The sequence below is a fragment of the Stutzerimonas stutzeri genome (genome assembly GCF_024448955.1).
GTDB classification, from domain to species: Bacteria; Pseudomonadota; Gammaproteobacteria; order Pseudomonadales; family Pseudomonadaceae; genus Stutzerimonas; species Stutzerimonas stutzeri_AQ.
The window spans coordinates 304947-324773 of the sequence record NZ_JAMOIH010000003.1; the positions used below are offsets into that span (position 1 = coordinate 304947).

Sequence of the window (19827 nt, forward strand, 5' to 3'; positions counted from 1 at the left end):
AAACGTAGGCGAGGCAGGCAAGACAAGGCGCTACGACCAGCGGGAGTAACAGCCGAAGGCTGGCCCGAAGGGCGAGCGTAGCGAGTCAAAACAGGCGAGGACGCGGAGTTTAGTGGCCTAAATGAGCAGTCCAAGCCTGTTTTTAACGCAGTATTGCCAACGCAGGTAGTTTTCAGCGGTCCTGTCAGGCCCAGCGGCGGAAAATCAATGACGTATTGATACCGCCGAAGGCGAAATTGTTGTTCATGACGTATTCGTGCTGCATGGTCCGCGGTGCGCCGACGATATAGTCCAGCTCACCGCAGCGCGGATCGATACTGTCGAGATTGAGCGTGTGGACATAGCGGTCGCGGTTCATCATCTCGATGCTGAACCAGGATTCCAGAGCCCCGCAGGCGCCCAGCGTGTGCCCGAAAAAACTCTTCTGCGAACTGATCGGCATACGCGAACCAAACAGTGCCTGGGTCGCCAGGGTTTCGGCGATGTCGCCCTGTTCGGTGGCGGTGCCATGGCCGTTGACGTAGCCGATGGCCTCGGCTTGCAAACCTGCATCCTCCAGCGCCAGCTCCATGGCCCGGCGCATGGTCACCTGTTCGGGTTTCGTCGCGTGCTGGCCGTCGGCGTTGCTGCCGAAACCGACCAGCTCGGCATATATGGAGGCGCCGCGGGCAAGGGCATGTTCGAGTTCTTCGAGTACCAGCATGCCGGCGCCTTCGCCGATCACCAGCCCGTCGCGGCCGCTGTCGTAGGGGCGTGGCGTTGTGTGTGGTGCGTCGTTCTTCAGGCTGGTCGCGTAGAGCGCATCGAAGACCATGGCCTCGGTGGCGCAGAGTTCCTCGGCGCCACCGGCGAGCATCAGCGGCAAGCGCCCGTACTTGATCGCCTCGTAGGCGTAGCCAATGCCCTGGCTGCCGCTGGTACAAGCGCTGGATGTAGGAATCACCCGGCCGGTCAGGCCGAAGAAGATGCTGATATTGGCGGCCGTGGTGTGCGGCATCATGCGGATGTAGGAGTTGGCGTTGAGGCCATCGGCGACCGAATTGAGCAGCATGTTGCCGAAGGCCTTGATCTCCTCAGTGCTGCCGGTGGAAGAGCCGCAGGCGACGCCCATGCGCCCGTCGCGAATGCTCTGGTCGTCGAGCAGCCCCGCTTGCTGCAGGGCCTGCTCGGCGGCTTTCACCGACAATCTTGAGACGCGCCCCATGCTGCGCAATTGCTTGCGCGTCCAGTGCGAAGGCACGACGAAATCATCGACCGGGCCGGCCAAACGGGTATTCAGCTCGGTGAAGCGATCCCACTCGTCCATGCGCCGGATGCCGCTGCGGTTGGCATTGAAGTTGGCCTCGATGGACGACCAGTCGCTGCCCAGCGAAGTGATGCCGGCCATGCCGGTGACGACGACACGTTTCATCAGCACAGCCCGCCGTTGACGGCCAGTACCTGGCGAGTGATATAGCCCGCCTCATCCGACATCAGGAAGTTCACGGCTCCGGCGACCTCCTCGGGCGTTCCCATGCGCTGGGCGGGGACCATCTTGAGCATCTCCTCGATGGGCAGGTGTTCGTCGAGCATGTCGGTTTCGACCAATCCTGGCGCGACGCAGTTGACGGTGATCCGGCGCTTGCCCAGCTCCACCGCGAGCGCCTTGGCCGCCCCGATCACCCCGGCCTTGGAAGCACTGTAGTTGACTTGGCCGCGATTGCCGATCAGGCCCGATACGGACGTGATGCAAACGATTCGGCCCGGCTGGCGGCGACGGATCATTGGCATCGTCAGTGGCTGCAGCACGTTGAAAAAGCCGTCCAGATTGGTGCGCAACACCTGATCCCAATCGTCTTCGCTCAGCGCCGGAAAGGCGCCGTCGCGGGTCAGACCGGCGTTGCAGACTACCCCGTAGTAGGCGCCGTATGACTCGATATCGGCCTCCAGCTGCATGCGGCATTGAGCACGGTCCGCAACGTCGAATTGCAGGACGCGCGCCTGACGTCCCATTGCCTGGATTTGCGCTTGCACGGCTTCGGCCTCGTCACGCCGGGCGCGGCAATGCAGGACGATATCGTGGCCGCTCTGGGCCAGGCGCAAGGCGATGGCACGGCCAATGCCACGGCTGGAGCCGGTGACGAGAATGGTTTTGCTCATGGAGTGGGCTCTTGAAGATAGCTCGCCACCTCGGGCGGGCGGAACACGTTGAGACGCGCCTCGGCATGGATATCGGGCCCGTCGAGATGGCATTCGAACACGCCCATGCCGTTGTCATCCTGCAGCGAGCGCAGCGCACGGATGCGCAGCGTGACGCCAGCCGGAAAGTGTTCGACATTGCATTGATAGTTGCGAGTGCCGAGCAGGAAACCCAGCTCGACCGGCAGCCCGGCCAGGCGTGACTGACAGCCGGCGAACGCGGCGACGGCCTGCGCCATGATTTCCACGCCGACCCAGGCCGGCAGATTGCCGTCGGGCAGATTGAGCAAACCGGTGGGCTTCACTTGCAGGCTGGCCTCCAGGCTTTCCGCGTCGAAGGCTTCAACCGCATCGAGCAGAATCATGTTGCCGGCGTGGGGCAGCAGTTCGGCGATTGGCCAGTCGATCATGACGCGTCTCCGAGGATCAGGCTGATGTTGTTGCCGCCGAAGGCGAAGGAGTTGCTCATCATCGTTCGTCGGTCCGCCGCAGCCATGGTCGTACCGTCGGTGACCAGATTCAGACGCGGCAAGTCGGCATCCTCCTCGTTATCCCAGCGATGCGGCGGCAGCAGGCCTGCGGGATTGCAATCGGACAGCGCCAGCCAGCAGAGCGCGGCTTCCAGCGCCCCGGCGGCACCCAGCGTGTGGCCGGTGAGTGGCTTGCTTGAGGAGCAGGCCACGCCGCCCGGAAATACCGTGGCAACCGCCAGGCTTTCCATGGCGTCGTTGTGCCGGGTGGCGGTGCCGTGCAGATTGAGATAGCTGATCTGCTCCGCCTGGACCGATGCGCTGGCAAGTGCCTTGCGCATGGCCGCGATGGCGCTCAACCCTTGCGGATCGGGAGCGGAAATGTGATGCGCGTCGGAGCTGGCACCGCCGCCGAGCAGGGCGATAGGGGCTGGCTCGCGGGTCATCAGAAACACGGCCGCCGCCTCGCCGATGTTGATGCCGTCGCGGTTGGCCGAAAACGGATTGCAGATGCGCTTGCTGATCGCCTCCAGGGCGCTGAAGCCCTGCAGCGTGAGGTCGCATAGGGTATCCACGCCGCCACAGATCACCGCATCGCAGATCCCTGCGTCCAACAGACGCTTGGCGCTGAGCAGCGCGCGAGCGCTGGATGTGCAGGCGGTGGAGATGGCGTAACTCGGGCCGCTGAGCTGCAACCGTTCACTGAGAAAGCTCGCCGGGGCGCACAGCTCCTGATGACCGTAGTGGTAGCTGACCGGAAGTTGGCCGTCGCGGGCCAGAGCGGCGATGCCCAGGCTGGCTTCCTGGATGCCGGTGGTGCTGGTGCCCAGTACCACACCGATACGCGCATGGCCGAAGCGGGCGATGGCCTCATGTAGCTCGGCCTCGATCTCTTCGATGGCGGCCAGCAGCATCTGGTTGTTGCGTGTCGCATGGCGCTGCGGGCAATCGCCGAGAGAAGGCAGCTCGTTGGTGACGGCGCCGACCGGAACTCGCCGGCCGGCAACCGGCTGCGGATACGGCTGCATGGCCGAACCGTCACCCGCCAGCAGCCGTCGGGTCACTTCGGCTTTATCGCGGCCCAGCGCGCAGATCACCCCGAGGGCATTCAGGTAGGCGGTCATTTCTGGCGAGCTCCGGTGGCTGTCGCGATGGGGGCGACACCATAGGTCAGCGCCGACCCTACGTCGAGATCGAAGCGATCGTTCTCCCGATACCGGACGTGCCATGCCGACAACGTATCGCTTGCCAGTGATCTCCCGGCCTGCTGCTGGCTCCAAGACGTATCGGAGTACAGGTCGTCCAGTTGATCGGCAGGCGTCAAGGCGAACAGCAGGGCGGCGAACAGCTCGCGCGCCTCGGCATTGGGCGGTAGCAGACCATCCGCCCGCCATTGGCCGTTGACCAACAGCTGGCGCGCCAGGGGAACGCCCAGCGGATCGAGCAGCGACCAGCGCAAGGCAGCGCCTTCCTGCTGGATTACCAGCAACCAGATACGCACGTCGTCCTGGCTCCGACGCTCGATGTGCAGCTGTAGCGGCAAATCGAGTCGTGGCATCTGAGTCGGCAGCGGCGCGCGTTGAGCGCAGGCGCCAAGCATCAGTGCCAGCGACAGCCAGACCAGGCAGCGCGCGTGACGGTTCAGCACATACATGCAGGCAGACTCAAACACTTGCCACAGGCGCGGCGCACAGCTCAGCCAACACCCGAAGGCGGCGTTTGGGCTCGGCGACGTAGGGATTCTTCTCGTCCCAGGCATAGCCGGCAAGAATCGAACTGATCATCCGGCGGATCTCAGGTTGGGCGTGCTCGTAATAGATCACGTCCTGGAAGCTGCCGTCGTACCAGCCCTCGACATAGGTGCGGAAGGTATTTACGCCGCGCTTGAGGGGCACTGCGAACTCTGCTTCCCAATCCACCGCTTCGCCCGACAGCTGACGATGCAGCACCGCTGCCGCCATGCTTGCCGAGCGCATGGCGATGGTGACACCGGAGGAAAACACCGGATCGAGGAACTCCGCCGCATTGCCCAGCAGGGCGAAACCCGGACCGTGCAGCGACTTGACGTTGGCCGAGTAGCCACCGATCAGGCGCGCCGGTGTGTCCCACTCGGCATGCTTGAGGATGCGCTTGAGGTTGGGCGCTTCGAGCACGAGCTCCTTGAGGCAGGCATCCATATCCAGCGGGCGGCCTTCGTAGCGCTCGGCACTGGCGACAACGCCGAGCGAGCAGCGGCCGTTGCTGAAAGGAATGGTCCAGTACCAGACGTCGCGTAGCTCGGGATGGGTGGTGATGAGGATCTTGTCGCGGTCGAATTGCGGGTCGTCGATGTTGTCCTGGATGTGCGTGAACACGGCGCGACGCAGCGGAAAGTTCGACGGCGCTTCCAGGTCGAGCAGGCGCGGCAGGACGCGACCGTAACCGCTGGCGTCGAGGACAAACGCCGCTTCGACGGCATATTCGCTACCATCCAGACGGCGCACCTGCAGACGCGGGCGCGGATTGGCGAAGTCCGCCGCGATGATTTCCTCTTCATAGCGGATCTCGACGCCCTGCAACCCGGCCTGATCGGCCAGCAACTTGTCGAAGTCGGCGCGCAGAACCTGATAGGTGCTGCCGTGACCCTCGGTGAATTTGTCGCGGAAATCGAACTCGCTGTAGCGCTCGCCCCAACCGAACGCCGCACCAAGCTTGGTCTGGAAACCGGCGGCCTGGACCGCTTCGAGCATCCCGGCTTCCTCGACGAAATCCAGGCAGTGCGACAGCAGGCTCTCGCCGATGGAGAAACGCGGAAAACGCTGGCGCTCGATGATCAGCGCATCGTGCCCCTTGCGCTTGAGCAAGGCGGCAGCGATGGCACCGGACGGTCCTGCACCAATGACGACGACGCTACGTTGTTCTGCATTCATGAAGATCCGATCCTTGATCGACTCGGTTGGAAGGGTGGCCGCCGTAGGGCAACCGCGGAAAATGTTCAGCGCTGGATCGAGGTGATGCGCAGCTCACGATGGATGTCGCCGCAGTTCAAGGAGGCAACGCCAGCGTGTGCGATGCTCGACCGCTCAGCATGCGGTTTCTCTGTCAGGCTCGGCGGCCCAGGGCGCCAGCGAGAAGGCGAATACCAGCCCGAGTCCCACCGCCAGGCCGAAATTGCTCACCGCCGGTGTGCTCGATAAGGCTAGCAGCCCGAATGACAACCAGGTGGTGACGGCTGTCAGCAAGGTGCCGACCAGGCTCACCGCGGCTCCGCCGATGCGTTCGCGCATCAGGATGGCGTAGTCCACGCCGATTGCGGTGACCAACAACAGCCCGAACAGGCCGAACAGGGTCAGCGGCTGGCCCAGCCAGCCCAGGCAAGCCAGGCTGCCCATCGCTGCCAGCAGCGGTACGGCCAGGCAGCGCGATGCGCCGCGCCAACCGAACGGCAGGCACAGCAGGACGAAAATCAGCCCCGCCGCCAGCAGCTTGAGCAGCGCCGCCTGACCTTGGGTCTCGGCGAACAGGCGGTTGAGTTCGGCGGGTCGGTCGACGAGTTTCACCCCGCCGATGCCTTCGCCCAAGTCGTGAAGCGCCGCGCTGTCACGAAGCCCTTGTAGGCTGACCAAGCCCGCGACCGAACCGTCATCTTGGGCGCCCAGCCATAACGGTTGCCAAGGTTCGGCGAGCGGCCCCGCCAGCATCTGATCGAGTCTGGCCACCGGCAACGCCAGCAGTCCGGCAAGTTCCTGTTCGAGCATTTCCTGGGTCACGCCGAGTTCCAGCAGGGGCTGGCTGGCTTCCAGCAAGCGTGGCAGCGCGGAATGCAGGCTTTCCTGTGCGGTGGCGGGCGCGACCAGCTGGCTCAGCGCCAGATAGCCATGCAGCTTGTCTTCGGCGACAAGAACGTCGAGGCGGGCGGCAAGTTCGTCCTGACGCGTCAGTAGCTCGTCGGGGTTGGCCGCGCGGACCAGAAAGTACTGGCTGGTCGGCTCGAATCCAGTGATCTCGCCGATGCGTTCGGTCTGCTGCTGCAGTGCGGGTGCACGGCTGATCCACTGGCGCAGGTCATCCTTGAAAGACACTTGGCTGATCCCGGCGATGCAGAACAGGATGAACGCGGCCAGCAACCAGGGCGTTGGAACGCGGCGGAGCAGGGCGCCGCGCAACTTCATCCAGCGCTCGGCCCAGCCAAGCGGGGCGGCCCATGGCTGTAGCGACGCGTTCAGCAACGAGGGTAACAGGCAGGTGGCACAGAAGAAGGCGCCGAGCAGCCCCGCCGCGGAAAACACCGCCACCTGGCTCAACGCTGGAAACGGCGTGAACGACATTGCCAGATAGCCGATAACGTTGGTTGCCAAGGCCAGCGCCAAGCCTGGAAGCGTCAGGCGCAGCGCTCGATATGCATGCCAAGGTTGCAAGGTCCAGCTTTTGGATAGGTAATGCAGCGGGAAGTCGATACTGACCCCAACCAGGCTGGCACCGAGTACCAAAGTCAGCACATGGATCTGACCGAATAGCGCCACACAAGCGGCGGCACCGCTGAGGGCTCCGACCGCCACTGGCAGCGCGACCAGCAAGACACGAGGCGTGCGGAAAAGCAGATGCAGCAAGGCGAGCGTGGCGACCAACGAGATGCTGCCGATCAGCGTTGCTTCTTCACGGGCCTGGCGCTGTCCATGGGCGGCGTACAGCAGCCCACCGGCGGCCAGTAGCTCGCCCTGGCTGGCTTCCACCCGGCTACGGGCCGCACGTACCTGGTCGTCCACCAGAACCGGCAGTTGATCGTCGAAGGCATCACCCTGGGCTTGAGCATGGATCACCGCCCAGTGCTGCCCGCCATGCTCCGCGACCAGCAAGCCGTCCAGGCGGGGATGGATATTCCCCGGATGCGGCAGCTGTCGCTGCGCCAGATCGGCGAAACCGAACCAGTCCTGTTCGACGGGCACAAGGCTAGTGCTTTCGAACGGACTGTACAGACGCTGAAGGCGTTGCTGAATGAAGTCTTCCGGCGAGGCGATCAGTGCCTCGCGACTCGCTGGCCCCAGTAGCGCCAGACGTTGATCGAGCAGTTGCTGACGCACCGCAGGCAGGTCGGCTTGCACTGAGCGACGAACCTGGGTGAACAGGCCGCTGGCGCGAAGGGTGTCGGTGATTTCATTGCCCAGCGCGTGGGTTGTGTCCTCGTTCGCATGATGGATCAGCAGCATCAGATCGCGGTTCAACGGCTCCTGCATCCGTCGCTCGGCGAGTTGCTCGAGCTCGCCGGGCGCGCCGCTGGGCAGCAACTGCAGCAGATCGGCACTGATCGGCGAGCCGTTGCGCCATTGCCATGTCGTCAGCCCCACCAGCCCGAGCAGCGCAACGAAAAACAGCGAGGAGAGCCAGGTCGGAAGCCTGAGCGCTTTGTCAGTTGGCGAAGTCATGGAGTTCGGTGGGGCTCAACTGATCGTCGACCTGGTTGTCGGTCAATAACAACACGGTGCTGTCGCCCTGGGTTTCGATGAGTTCGATGCGCTCAGCCGTGGCGCCGCCGCTGATGAGGATGGCGGTGAATATCTGCCCGAGCAGCTTCGAGCGCGGTGTCAGCGTCAGCGCCCAGGCCTGCGCGGTGCCGCTAAGCTCCAGCTCGAAATCGCCCTGCAGGGCTTCGGTGTCGCCTTGCAGCACAGCAAGGAACAGGTCGTTCTGCCGTGCGGCGGGGCCTTGCTGGTCAGTCGGTTGCCAGCCGCTTGGATCGCGCCGGGCGATGCCTTTTTCACTGATGCGGTAATCCTGCTGCACCGGCTGCTGCAGGAGCCAGAGCAGACCGTGATCGCGAGCCAATACGAAGGTACCCAGGCTGACAATCGGCTGAGGTAGCGCGCGCAGGTACTTTTCCTGAGTGAAGGTGCCGCGAATGACCTCGGGCCCGCCCAATTGCTGGCTGAGCTGCGCGAGATCGAAGACCTGGGCATGCGCTGCGGTCGCGAACAGCAGGCTTAGCGTCAGCAGGGCACGCCGCGCGATCAGGTTGATCGTTGGCATCACGATAAGGCCCGCTCTACGGCTTCGACAAAGATCTTCGGCGAGGCCAGCAGCATCTCGCGGCTGGCCATTTCCACCGCCACCTGCACGCTGCTGCCACGGGTCATGCGTTCGCCGGTCTCGGCGTCGCTGATCAGGTAATTGATCTTCAGACGGTTCTCCCATTCGATCAGGTCGGCACGCACGAGGATGCGCTGATTGAAGCGCGCACCGCGCATGTATCGCAGCTGCACGTCGATCACCGGCCAGGCGTAGCCGGCATCGCGCATCTGGGTGTAGTTGTGGCCGATGCGTTCGAGCAGCGCGCAGCGGGCGACCTCGAAGTATTTGATGTAGTGACCGTGCCAGACCACGTCCATCGAATCGACGTCGAAGAAGGGCACCATGACTTCGACTTCCGCCTGCAGTACGCCGCTCTTACGCATAAAGCCCCCAATGTCGATCACGGATACGTTGCAGACACAGGCGCAGCTCGCCTTCCAGCGCGCGGTCTTCGATCAGCGGCGGGAAGTCCTCGCCCAACTCGGCATGCATGTCGCGCAGCGGTGCGGGCAACGGCCGCGCCTGTTCATCGCGCTGACGCAACCAGACGCCCTGGTTGGCCGCGATCAGTGTGGCCGCTGCCACTTGCTCGGCCAGCTCCAGGCTGCGCAGCGCGTCGCGGGCGGCGATGGTGCCCATGCTGACCTTGTCTTGGTTGTGGCATTCGGTGGAACGCGAGAACACGCTGGCCGGCATGGTGTTTTTCAAGGCTTCGGCGGTCCAGGCGCTGGCGCCGATCTGCACCGCCTTGAAGCCATGATTGATCATCGCGGTGGACGCCGGCGCGCCGGACAGGTTGCTCGGCAGGCCGTGGTTGTAGCGGGTATCGACCAGCAGCGCTAGTTGGCGGTCGAGCAGGTCGGCGACGTTGCCCACCAGGTTCTTCAGGCTGTCCATGGCGAAGGCGATATGTCCGCCATAGAAGTGCCCGCCGTGTAGCACGCGCTCATTTTCCGCATCGATGATGGGGTTGTCGTTGGCGCTGTTCAGTTCGGTTTCGATGAATTGGCGCAGCAGCCCCAGGCTGTCGGCCAGCACGCCGAGCACGTGGGGTGCGCAGCGGATGGAATAACGGTCTTGTAAACGATGCAGCGGTGCGGTCGGCGCATCGATGGCCAAGTCCTGGCGAATCCAGGCGGCGACCTGAGTCTGGCCGGGATGCGGCTTGGCGGCGAACAGGCGCTCGTCGAAATGCTCCGGATTGCCTTCCAGCGCCACCACGTTGAGTGCGGTGATGCGCGTGGCCAGTTTGAGCAGGTAATCGGCGCGGGCATAGGCCAGGCAGGCCAGGCCGGTCATCACTGCGGTACCGTTCATCAGCGCCAGCGCTTCCTTGGGACGTAAGGTCAGCGGCGTCCAGCCTAGCTGGCGATGCACGTCGGCGGCGCTGCGACGCTCGCCTTGGTACATCACCTCGCGCTCGCCAGCCAGGCTGGCGGCCACGTAGGACAACGGCGTCAGATCGCCACTAGCACCGACCGAGCCTTCTTCGGGAATCAGCGGCAGAATGTCGTGTTCGAGAAAGGCCTGCATGCGTTCGAGCAGTTCGATGCGTACGCCGGACATGCCGTGGGTCAGCGAGCGCAGGCGCGCGGCGAGCACGGCGCGGGTCGCTTCAGCGTCGAGCAGCTTGCCCAGGCCGCAGCCGTGGAAGGTGAACAGGTGCTGCGGCAGCGCTTCGACCTGATGCAGCGGCACCGCCACCACGCAGGAATCGCCGTAGCCGGTGGTCACGCCGTAAATCACGCCTTCGCGGTCGAGCAGGGTGTCGAGAAATTGCGCGCCACGCGCGATGTGCTGGCGGAAGTTGGCGTCGCCCTGCAACTGCGCGGGCGCGTGGCGCTCGGCCACGGCTAGCACATCCTCGATGCTCAGGTGGTTTTCGCCGAAGATCACCGGCTCAGCTGCAGCGTTGTTCATGGTTGTTCCAGAAAGGATAGAAATTGAACCATTGCAGGGGAGCGTCCAAGCAGTGCGCCGCCAGTCGGTCGGCGTAGCGTTGCACCCACTGCTGCACCACCGCATCGCGTTCGCCGCGGCGCCAGTGGATGCGTTCGGCGAAGGGCTCCAGATGGACATGGAATTGCTCGCCGTGTTTCAGGCAGAACAGCAGATTCACTGGGCATTGCAGCAGCCCGGCCAGTAGCCACGGACCCTGCGGAAAATTCGCCGGCTGGCCGAGAAAGTCTGCGCTGGCGATACGCGCGCCATGCAGCGGCACGCGGTCGCCGGCAATCGCCAGCCATTCGCCGTCGTCCAGCCGGCGCGACAGCTCCATCATGATGGCTGGGTCCAGCTCGCTGACCTGGATCAGGCGCAGGTTGACCGCGCCGGATTGGTTCAGCAATCGGTTGAAACGCTCGGCGTGGCGAGTGTGCACCAGCACGTTCATCTTCACCTTGCGGCCCATTTCAGCCAGCGCGCGACAGATTTCCAGATTGCCTAGATGCGAGCCGACCAGCAGTTGGCCGCGCGGCGCCACGAGCTCGGCTTCCAGATCCGTCTGGTCGTGCAGCACCAGACTGTCGAGATCGAGGCGGCCACCCCAGGCGTCGAGCTTGTCCAGCAGGGCATCGGCGAACGCCATGAATTGGCGATAGACGGAGCGCCGGCTGGGCGCCAGATCGTGGCGGCCGCTCCAGTTGGCTAGGTTGCGCTGATAGGTCCAAGCGCTCTGCCGCGCACGGCCACCGAACAGGTAGAAGTACAGCACGATCAGGTACAGCAGCGGCGCCATGGCGCGTCGGCCGAGCAGGCGCACGGCCTGAGCGGTGAGCTTCATCAAGACGAAGCTGCCGCGCTCGCGATGCGCGGCCCAGTGCGAGTCAGCGGCGGCCTTGTCGGTCATCCGCGCCACCGACGCCATAGCAATGCGGGCGCACGCAGCAGCATGCCGCCGAACAGTCGGGCGTGCATCGAGGAAATCAGCAGGTTGTCGCGCCACAGGCGGAAGTGCGACACCCCATCTGCCGGGTAGTGGACATGGGTTGGTAGCCAGACCATCGGCTGCTCACGCCAATGCAGGCGCACCAGAATCTCGGTATCGAAATCCATGCGCTTGCCGAGTGCTGTGTCGTTGAGCAGCGTCAGGGTCGGCCCGAGCGGGTAGACGCGAAAACCACACATGGAGTCGCGGATCGACAGCGACAGCGTGTTGATCCACACCCAGACGTGGGTCAGGTAGCGCGCATACAGCCGACCTTTCGGCACGCTGGAGTCGTACTCCGGATAGCCGCAGATCAACGCATCCGGCGCCTGGCTGGCGCGGTCGAGAAACAGCGCCACACGGCCGAGGTCGTGCTGGCCGTCGGCGTCGACCTGCAGCGCGTGGCTGAAACCCAGGCGGGCGGCCTCGCGCAGCCCGGAGGTCACCGCCGCGCCCTTGCCCTGGTTGTGGCTGTGCCGCAGCAGATGCACCAATGGATGTTGCGCCAGCTCATCGATGATCTTTGCAGCAGCGGGGCTGGAGGCATCGTCGACGATCACGCACGGCAGATCTTCGGCGAGCAGCGCCCGGACCACTACGGGTAGGCTGCGCTCGTGGTTGTACACCGGCACCACCGCGCAGGGTTTGAACCAGTCTTCATCGATCGCCAGCTGCAGTTGCCGATCGGCGCCGGATGCGATTGGGGTGAGCGTGGTCACGAGTATTCTCCCAGCAGAATGCGGCCGGACGAGCAGGACGCGTCGCCGTTGCGGTAAGCGAAGTGCAGCTTGCTGCGCTCGCGGTCGAAGCGAAGGGTCAGATACAACTGATCGCCAGGCCGGGCGAGCTGCTGGAACTTGAGCACTTCCATGCCCTGAAAGCGCGGTGGCAGATCGCCGATCAATTCGCGGGCGAGGCTGATTGCCCAGTCGATCTGGACCACGCCGGGCAGCACCGGCGTCTGTGGAAAATGGCCGGTGAAATGCGCGAGATCCAGCGGCACGCCGAGCTTCAGCTGCCATTGGCCATCATCCTGGGTTGCGCTGATTCGCTCGGGCAGCATCGGGCGTGGCGCCTGCAACACGGCATCGAGTTGCGCCTGCGGCAGTTTGCCTTGGGCGTTACAGGGCAGTTGCCGAACCAACCGCCAGCGGCGTGGCAGGGCCAGCGCCTCACAATGGCTCGCCAGGTGTTTGCGCAAGGCCTCGGTCAGTGCGCGCCGGCCACCGTTGCGCAGTGCATGCAGGCCGGCATCGCTAAGGGCGACCAGCGCTCCGAGGTAGGCCCGGTTGTCGGTGATCACGCCGAGGCGCGCTTCGCCGACGAATGGATGGGTAGCCAGCGCGGCTTCCAGCATTGGCAGGGAAATCCGCTTTTCTTCGAGCTTGACGATGCGATCCAACCGGCCGAGCAGTTCGAAGCGGCCATCTGCCTCGATTCGCGCGGCATCGGCCGTCTGTTCGAGATGGCCGGGCGGCAAAAAAGGTGAGGCGATCTGCAGCGCGCCGTCGTCGTTTTGACTCAGTCGCACGGCGGCGAACGGCTGCCACAGCATGCCGCCCTGGCGCCAGGCGATGCCACCGGTTTCCGAACTGCCGTAGATTTCCGTTGGCGCTTGGCCCAAGCGCTGTTGCAGTCGTTGCCCGGCGCCGGCATCGAGCGGGCCGCCCGAGGAAAAGATCCGCCGTACGTCGCGCAGGGCTGGCCAGTCGAGGTTGTCGCCCATCCGCTTGAGCAGCGCCGGGCTGGCGACCCAGCAGAAGCTGGCGTGCTGACGGCTGGCCAGTTGGATGTCTTCGGCAAATGGCAGCGCACGGCGCAGAAAGAGGCGACCGGCGCACAGTGGCCAGAGCACGCGAAACAGCAGTCCATAGATGTGCTGCGCGGCGACGCTGGCGATTACGCACGCATCGCCCAGATCGTCACCCCAGTGCGCTTCGAGCGCTTGCACTTCGTTCGCCAGCTGGCGCAGGCGCTTGTCGATCAGTTTCGGCTCGCCACTGGAGCCGGACGTGCAGAGCAACAGACGGCACTGGTCCAGGTCCAGCTTCGCCCCTTCGAGCGGTTCGGCCAGAAGATCCGAAAGCCGGGCGTCGTCGTCCTGATCCGTCAGCCAGAGATCGGCCTGATGCGCCAGGCGCGAGCGGCTCGCGGGCTGCAGGTCCGCCGGTAGCAATACCGTCACGCCGGCTCGCCAGGCGCCGAGCAAGGCGATAGCCAGCTCGCCGGCATCTTCCAGATGAACCGCGAGCCGGGCGACGCCACGGTTGCGCAGGCCGGCAGCCAGGCGTAGTGCCTGCTGGCGCAGTTCGGCGTGGTCGAGGGCCGGCTCCAGGGTAACCTGACGCGACTTGGGCGCCTGCTCGAGCAGATGCTCCAGCGAAATCCAGTTCATGTACGTTTCCTAACTCGCTGGCGTACCAGCCACTCACCGGCAAACAGCAAGCCCATCAGCAGATAGGCGATCAGCCCGGTGTATAACGTCCACCAGCTCAGCGGCGCCCAAAGCACGAGCCCGCCAGCGATGCCGGCGTTGATGATGAAAAAGCCTACCCAGACCCAAGTCACCTGCCGCGTATAGCGCACCGCAGCCGGCGGCAATTCGGGCTCGCTCAGCCGCGCCAGGCGCTCGATGATCGGCATGCCGGAACGCAGACTGCCGGCAAACAGGCCGAGCAGCGCGAGGCTGATCAGCACCGGATACCAGGGCAGCAGCGCGGAGTCGTCCACGACGCCAAGCAGCAGGCAGAACAGCAGGGCCACCGCCGCGACTGTGCGACTCAGGGGAGTCTGCTTAGCGCCGAGCAACCGTGCCAGCCACAGCGCGCCCAGCAGCATGGCGAACAGCCGTGGCGACAAATGCTCCAGGCCCAGATACACCACGAACGGATAGGCGAGGCCGGCCAGCAGCAGGCCGAGACCAATCAGCCGGCTTGCGTTCGCCTTGCCTGTTCGAGCGGATACTTGCATCGCGTGCTGTCCGTTGGCGCGAGAAGACGCATTGTCCGGTCCATGGCCGGCCGGCGCCTGGCTTCCCTGGGGTTTGGCTCAAGCCGTTTGCGTATTCACCAGGCGGTACACCGCCTCGACAACGTCGCCCACGGTACGCACCGATTTGAATTCATCGGCGGCGATCTTCTTGCCGGTCTGGCGCTTGATGTGATCGATCAGGTCGACGGCGTCGATGCTGTCGATCTCCAGATCCTGATAGAGGTTGGCCTCAAGGGTGATGCGCTCGGGTTCCAGCTCGAACAATTCGACCAGCGCGTCGCGCAAGGTCTGGAAGATTTCATCACGGGTGTTCACGTTGGGCTCTCCTCAGGCGACGGCGCGGTTGGCGCTAACGTAGGCGGCCAGGCTGTCGACGCTGGCGAAATGCTTGCGGGTGTCTTTCGCATCGGCGTCGATCTTGATGCCGAAGCGCTTCTGAATAGCCAGACCCAGCTCCAGCGCGTCGACCGAGTCCAGCCCGAGCCCTTCGCCGAAGAGCGGCTCATCGGTCGGAATATCATCCGGTCCGAGGTCTTCCAGACCCAGGGCGTCGATGATCAGTTGCTTGATTTCAAGCTGTAATTGGCTCATCGAGTGCGAGCTCCTTTATGAAGTGTCGATGCAGATGGTCGTTGAGTCGCCGCGAGGCGATGGGCGCCGCCCCCTGTGCGGCGAAAACCTGCGGGTCGATGTCTTCCCCCACACGCAGGTGAAAATGAAAACGTCGTGCCGGAATGCGATACCAGGGCTCGGCTTTGGTCAGTGTGGTGGGCGTCACGCTGATTACCACGGGCGTCACCAGGCGTGCGCCGCGCAGGGCAATCGCCGCCGCGCCGCGATGAAACTGCGGGGCTTGGCCGGGTGTGGTGCGCGTCCCTTCGGGGAAGATGATTAGCGTTTGGTCCTGTCGCAGCGCGTCGGCAGCTTCGTCGAGCATTTCGGCGCTGCCGTTGTTGCTGATGTACTGCGCCGCGCGAATTGGGCCGCGGGTGAAGGGGTTATCCCAGAGGCTTTGCTTGACTACGCAGTTGGCATCGCGGATCAGCGCGATCAGCACCACCACATCGATCAGCGAAGGGTGGTTGGCTATCACCAGCTGCCCGGGGCGGCCGAGCCGCTCGGCCCCTTCGACTTCATAGGTCAGCACGCCGCTGCGATACATGAATTGGACGAACAGCCAGAACAGCCGGCTCACGGTCTGACGCGCTCGTCGGCGGTGTATGGCCGCATCGCCGGGTAGCAGGTTGAGCAGAGGGAAAACGAGCAGCCGCAAACACAGACCGCCAACGCCGAACAGCGCAAAGGACAGTCCTGTCGCGATCAAACGCCACAGCCATGGCGTGTCGCGATGCTTGTTCAGCGAGTCCGCTGCCAGGTCCATTGACGTCTGTTCCATTGATGCGTGCAGGTGTGGCGACCGTCGAGCAAAGCGCGAATCAGCTCGATGGCGTGTGGTCGGGGTGCTCGGATGCTGTTTTCGTCGGCGGTTTCGAGGCTCAGCCGCCAATCGTGACCGGGTTTGAGCAATAGCGCCACGGCGTAGGGAAAGCTGATATCGCTGATCCAGGGGGCATAGACAGGTGGTGTCTGGTCTTCGGCAACGACCACCAGAACGGCTGGAGCACCTTCATCAAGCAGCATGGCCGCTTCGAGCACAGCATGCTCCAGGCCGTCGCCTTCAGCTGCGAGCGCCGTCATTTCGCTGGTGTCGCGTTGCTGAATCGACCAAAGACCGATAATCGCGTTATGCACCGACAGGCTGAATTGAGTCGGCGAAAGGGCTTCGTTGTGCGCCAGATCGCTAAGAATGGCAAAGGTGCGCGCGGTTTCTCCATGGCGGGAGGCGTAGACCAGCGGCATTTGCTCGGTAGCCAGCGGCGTGGACACCGCAAATACCATGCGCGCCAAGCGGCTCAGCCGACGCCGTTGCATAGCCGGGAGGAAGCTCACATCCGGCTGTGCCTCGCTGCTTTCGAGGTCGCGCGGATTCCGGGCCCAAATCGCCCAGTCATCAGCGCTTGCCAAGCCTGGAGCCCAGGCCTGCCATTGATCGATATCGAATTGAATCACGCGAGAACTCACCGGCTCGTCCGCGAGCCTTGTTGTTGGCGTGTCGACGTCCCTGTACAGCGACTATCGGTAAATGTCCGCCGTGAAAGTGGCGGCATTATCCAATCGAGGTCGGACAGAGGCAAACATTGCGTGCGATATCCGGATAGGAGGTACATGCGCCGTGGGGAACCATGGCGCGAAGTGTGTTGTCTGTTACAGGTTTTTCCAATGGACGGCAATCCCGAGAGTTGTCGTGCTGGCTGTTCGGTTCCTAGTGTTTCATTGCACGCCCTGCTGCTTGAGCCACGCCAGCAACTGGGGCAGCGGCAGAGCGCCGCTCTGGCGGGCAATCTCGCGCCCGTCTTTGAACAGGATCAGGCTTGGAATCGAGCGAATGCCGAGTTGCGTCGACAATTGCGGGCTGGCCTCGCTGTCCAGCTTGGCCAATCGGCAGCGCCCCTGCAACTGCGCAGCCGCCTGCACGAACACTGGCGCAAAGCTGCGGCACGGCCCGCACCAGCTCGCCCATACGTCCACTAGTAACGGCAGCTCGCCTTTCGTCTGATTGGCGAAGCTCGCCTGGCTCAACTCAAAGGGTGTGGAAACCAGAACCGCAGACTTGCATCGACCGCAGCGCGGCCCTTCGCTCAGTCGCTCGACGGGGATGCGGTTAAGACCAGCGCAATGCGCGCAGGGTACGACGAGGGCGGTCATAAGATTCTCCACGGTGGATTCTGGTGTTTAGGTGGAGGCGGGTAGTTGGATATCAAGGTCATGACATCGCAGGTGGTAGGGCGGTGAGCTGAGTGTAGCCGGGTTGCGGTTGCAGCTGTCGGCATCCCGCGTGACGCAACCCTCGCGCATGAAAAAACCGCGCAGTGCGCGGCTTTGAAGTTGGTGGGCCCACACGGACTCGAACCGTGGACCAAAGGATTATGAGTCCTCTGCTCTAACCAACTGAGCTATAGGCCCTCAGAGGCCGGCGGATTATACCGGTGGTGTTGCGGGTGCGCCAAGCGAAGCTGAGCTCATGTCGCTGTTTTGCCTGGCCTTGAATGCAAAACCCCGGCGCGGGGCCGGGGGTTTTGGTTACTCGTCGAGAAAAGAACGAAGATGCTCGCTTCTCGTTGGATGGCGCAGCTTGCGCAGCGCCTTGGCTTCGATCTGACGGATCCGCTCGCGGGTGACGTCGAACTGTTTGCCGACTTCCTCGAGGGTGTGGTCGGTGTTCATGTCGATGCCGAAGCGCATGCGCAGGACTTTGGCTTCCCGTGCGGTGAGGCCAGAGAGGACTTCGCGGGTGGCTTCCTTGAGGCTTTCCACGGTCGCCACGTCGATCGGCGATTGCATGGCGGAGTCTTCAATGAAGTCGCCCAGGTGCGAATCTTCGTCGTCACCGATGGGGGTTTCCATGGAGATCGGCTCTTTGGCGATCTTCAAGACCTTACGGATCTTGTCCTCGGGCATTTCCATGCGCTCGCCAAGCTCTTCAGGGGTGGGCTCGCGGCCCATTTCCTGCAGCATCTGGCGGGAGATGCGGTTGAGCTTGTTGATCGTCTCGATCATGTGCACCGGGATACGGATGGTCCGCGCCTGGTCGGCAATGGAGCGAGTGATCGCCTGGCGAATCCACCAGGTGGCGTAGGTCGAGAATTTGTAGCCGCGGCGGTATTCGAACTTGTCCACCGCCTTCATTAGGCCGATGTTGCCTTCCTGAATCAGGTCGAGGAATTGCAGGCCGCGGTTGGTGTACTTTTTGGCAATGGAGATGACCAGGCGCAGGTTGGCCTCGACCATCTCTTTCTTTGCCCGGCGAGCCTTGGCTTCACCGATGGACATGCGGCGGTTGATGTCCTTGATATCGGCAATCACCAGCGCACATTCTTCTTCCAGCGCGAGCAACTTTTCCTGGCAGCGCTGAATGTCTTCCTTGCGTGCAGCGATTGCTTCAGCGTACTTGCTCTTGCTGCTGGCCAACTGATCGGCCCAACCCAGGTCGGTCTCGTTGCTTGGAAACTGACGAAGGAAGTCGGCGCGAGGCATGCGCGCGTCGCGCACGCAGATCTGCATGATGGCGCGTTCCTGTGCGCGGACCTGGCCCAAGGCGCCGCGTACGCGCTCGACCAGCGCATCGTATTGCTTGGGGATGAGCTTGATCGGCATGAACAGCGTTGCCAGTTCCTGCAGCGCGTCGGTTGCCTGTTGGCTGCCCCGGCCGTGCTTCTTCAGGGCTTTCTTGGCGGCTTCCAGCTGCTCGGCAACAGCGCCGAAGCGAACACGAGCAACTTCCGGATCCGGACCGCCATCGCCTTCTTCTTCTTCGCTGTCGGACTCGTCTTCTTCGTCGTCGTCCTTGTCATCCGCAGCCGGCTTTGCCGTCGTCTGAGGTGCAACAGGCTCGACTTCCTGCGGTGCGGCTGCGCCGTCGTCGTCAGGATCGATATAGCCGCTGAGAATGTCGGACAGGCGGCCGCCTTCGTTGGTGACGCGTTCGTAGTCGGCAAGAATGCTGTCCACGGTGCCCGGGAAATGGGCAACGGCGCTCATCACTTCCCGAATACCTTCCTCGATGCGTTTGGCGATTTCGATTTCGCCTTCGCGGGTCAGCAGTTCGACAGTGCCCATTTCACGCATGTACATGCGCACGGGGTCGGTGGTGCGGCCGATATCGGTTTCCACAGCCGCGAGAGCCGCGGCGGCCTCTTCGGCGGCGGCTTCATCGGTATCGGCTTCGGCCAGCAACAGGGCATCGGCATCCGGGGCAACCTCGAATACATTGATACCCATGTCGTTGATCATGCGGATGATGTCTTCCACCTGTTCCGGATCGGAAATATCCTCCGGTAGGTGGTCATTGACCTCGGCGTAAGTCAGGTAACCCTGCTCACGACCACGCTGGATCAATTCTTTGAGACGAGACTGCTGTTGCGCTTTTCCGGACATATAACCCTATCCACTGACGGTTCTGGCGGGTTGAAAACAAGCTGAGCATTATAGCTGAGCAGGGACCTCACGCGCCAGTTGAGGTCGATTTAGTGCGCCTCTAAAAACTATCTGCATTGGCAGTACTGCGTTGAAAACAGGCTCGGACTGCTCATTTAGACCACTAAATTCCGCGTCCTCGCCTGTTTTCAACGCAGTACTGCCTGCCTCGCCTACGTTTTT

The 19827-nt window shown here is 63.4% G+C and carries 20 protein-coding genes and 1 tRNA gene; all 21 read right to left on the reverse strand.

Annotation, left to right across the window (positions count from 1 at the left end; translation table 11 throughout):
• Positions 1-184: 184 nt before the first annotated feature.
• Positions 185-1411 carry a beta-ketoacyl-ACP synthase gene (locus NA645_RS04930; protein ID WP_256047801.1) on the reverse strand — a complete coding sequence of 409 codons (1227 nt, stop codon included), beginning with the start codon at positions 1409-1411 and terminating at the stop codon, positions 185-187.
• Positions 1411-2139: a 3-oxoacyl-ACP reductase FabG gene (gene fabG, locus NA645_RS04935; RefSeq protein WP_256047802.1), complete on the reverse strand. Its 729-nt coding sequence runs from the start codon at positions 2137-2139 to the stop codon at positions 1411-1413. Before fabG ends, NA645_RS04930 begins: the two co-directional genes overlap by 1 nt.
• Positions 2136-2588, reverse strand: a complete 453-nt coding sequence (locus NA645_RS04940; protein ID WP_256047803.1) for a hotdog family protein — start codon at positions 2586-2588, stop codon at positions 2136-2138. The genes fabG and NA645_RS04940 overlap by 4 nt, the downstream gene beginning before the upstream one ends.
• Positions 2585-3772 carry a beta-ketoacyl-[acyl-carrier-protein] synthase family protein gene (locus NA645_RS04945; RefSeq protein ID WP_256047804.1) on the reverse strand — a complete coding sequence of 396 codons (1188 nt, stop codon included), beginning with the start codon at positions 3770-3772 and terminating at the stop codon, positions 2585-2587. Before NA645_RS04945 ends, NA645_RS04940 begins: the two co-directional genes overlap by 4 nt.
• Positions 3769-4302: a DUF3261 domain-containing protein gene (locus NA645_RS04950; protein WP_256047805.1), complete on the reverse strand. Its 534-nt coding sequence runs from the start codon at positions 4300-4302 to the stop codon at positions 3769-3771. The genes NA645_RS04945 and NA645_RS04950 overlap by 4 nt, the downstream gene beginning before the upstream one ends.
• A gap of 10 nt (positions 4303-4312) precedes the next feature.
• Positions 4313-5557 (reverse strand): NAD(P)/FAD-dependent oxidoreductase, encoded by a 1245-nt coding sequence (locus NA645_RS04955; RefSeq protein ID WP_256047806.1) that lies wholly within the window; start codon positions 5555-5557, stop codon positions 4313-4315.
• Between the two features lie 153 nt (positions 5558-5710).
• Entirely contained in the window at positions 5711-8050 is a 2340-nt protein-coding gene (locus tag NA645_RS04960) for an MMPL family transporter (protein WP_256047807.1), read from the reverse strand.
• Positions 8034-8651 (reverse strand): outer membrane lipoprotein carrier protein LolA, encoded by a 618-nt coding sequence (locus NA645_RS04965; RefSeq protein WP_256047808.1) that lies wholly within the window; start codon positions 8649-8651, stop codon positions 8034-8036. The genes NA645_RS04960 and NA645_RS04965 overlap by 17 nt, the downstream gene beginning before the upstream one ends.
• Complete coding sequence (locus NA645_RS04970) at positions 8651-9076, reverse strand: acyl-CoA thioesterase (protein ID WP_256047809.1); 426 nt, start codon at positions 9074-9076, stop codon at positions 8651-8653. Before NA645_RS04970 ends, NA645_RS04965 begins: the two co-directional genes overlap by 1 nt.
• Positions 9069-10613, reverse strand: coding sequence for an HAL/PAL/TAL family ammonia-lyase (locus NA645_RS04975; RefSeq protein ID WP_256047810.1), 1545 nt, complete (start codon positions 10611-10613; stop codon positions 9069-9071). Before NA645_RS04975 ends, NA645_RS04970 begins: the two co-directional genes overlap by 8 nt.
• Positions 10594-11541: a glycosyl transferase gene (locus NA645_RS04980; RefSeq protein ID WP_256047811.1), complete on the reverse strand. Its 948-nt coding sequence runs from the start codon at positions 11539-11541 to the stop codon at positions 10594-10596. The genes NA645_RS04975 and NA645_RS04980 overlap by 20 nt, the downstream gene beginning before the upstream one ends.
• Positions 11538-12284 (reverse strand): glycosyltransferase family 2 protein, encoded by a 747-nt coding sequence (locus NA645_RS04985; RefSeq protein WP_256047830.1) that lies wholly within the window; start codon positions 12282-12284, stop codon positions 11538-11540. The genes NA645_RS04980 and NA645_RS04985 overlap by 4 nt, the downstream gene beginning before the upstream one ends.
• 50 nt (positions 12285-12334) lie before the next feature.
• Entirely contained in the window at positions 12335-14014 is a 1680-nt protein-coding gene (locus tag NA645_RS04990) for an acyl-CoA synthetase family protein (RefSeq protein ID WP_256047812.1), read from the reverse strand.
• Positions 14011-14589, reverse strand: a complete 579-nt coding sequence (locus tag NA645_RS04995; RefSeq protein ID WP_256047813.1) for a hypothetical protein — start codon at positions 14587-14589, stop codon at positions 14011-14013. Before NA645_RS04995 ends, NA645_RS04990 begins: the two co-directional genes overlap by 4 nt.
• Positions 14590-14667: 78 nt before the next feature.
• Positions 14668-14925 carry an acyl carrier protein gene (locus NA645_RS05000; protein ID WP_131651811.1) on the reverse strand — a complete coding sequence of 86 codons (258 nt, stop codon included), beginning with the start codon at positions 14923-14925 and terminating at the stop codon, positions 14668-14670.
• 12 nt (positions 14926-14937) lie between these two features.
• Complete coding sequence (locus NA645_RS05005; RefSeq protein ID WP_181104541.1) at positions 14938-15201, reverse strand: phosphopantetheine-binding protein; 264 nt, start codon at positions 15199-15201, stop codon at positions 14938-14940.
• Entirely contained in the window at positions 15182-15991 is an 810-nt protein-coding gene (locus NA645_RS05010) for a lysophospholipid acyltransferase family protein (protein WP_256047814.1), read from the reverse strand. The genes NA645_RS05005 and NA645_RS05010 overlap by 20 nt, the downstream gene beginning before the upstream one ends.
• The gene (locus NA645_RS05015; protein ID WP_256047815.1) at positions 15967-16680 is read right to left on the reverse strand and encodes a beta-ketoacyl synthase chain length factor; all 714 of its coding nucleotides are present in this window, start codon (positions 16678-16680) and stop codon (positions 15967-15969) included. The genes NA645_RS05010 and NA645_RS05015 overlap by 25 nt, the downstream gene beginning before the upstream one ends.
• Positions 16681-16941: 261 nt before the next feature.
• Positions 16942-17376 (reverse strand): thioredoxin TrxC, encoded by a 435-nt coding sequence (gene trxC / locus NA645_RS05020; protein ID WP_256047816.1) that lies wholly within the window; start codon positions 17374-17376, stop codon positions 16942-16944.
• Between the two features lie 181 nt (positions 17377-17557).
• A tRNA-Ile gene (locus NA645_RS05025) sits at positions 17558-17634 on the reverse strand.
• A gap of 117 nt (positions 17635-17751) precedes the next feature.
• Positions 17752-19605, reverse strand: coding sequence for an RNA polymerase sigma factor RpoD (gene rpoD, locus NA645_RS05030; protein ID WP_256047817.1), 1854 nt, complete (start codon positions 19603-19605; stop codon positions 17752-17754).
• Positions 19606-19827 lie beyond the last annotated feature (222 nt).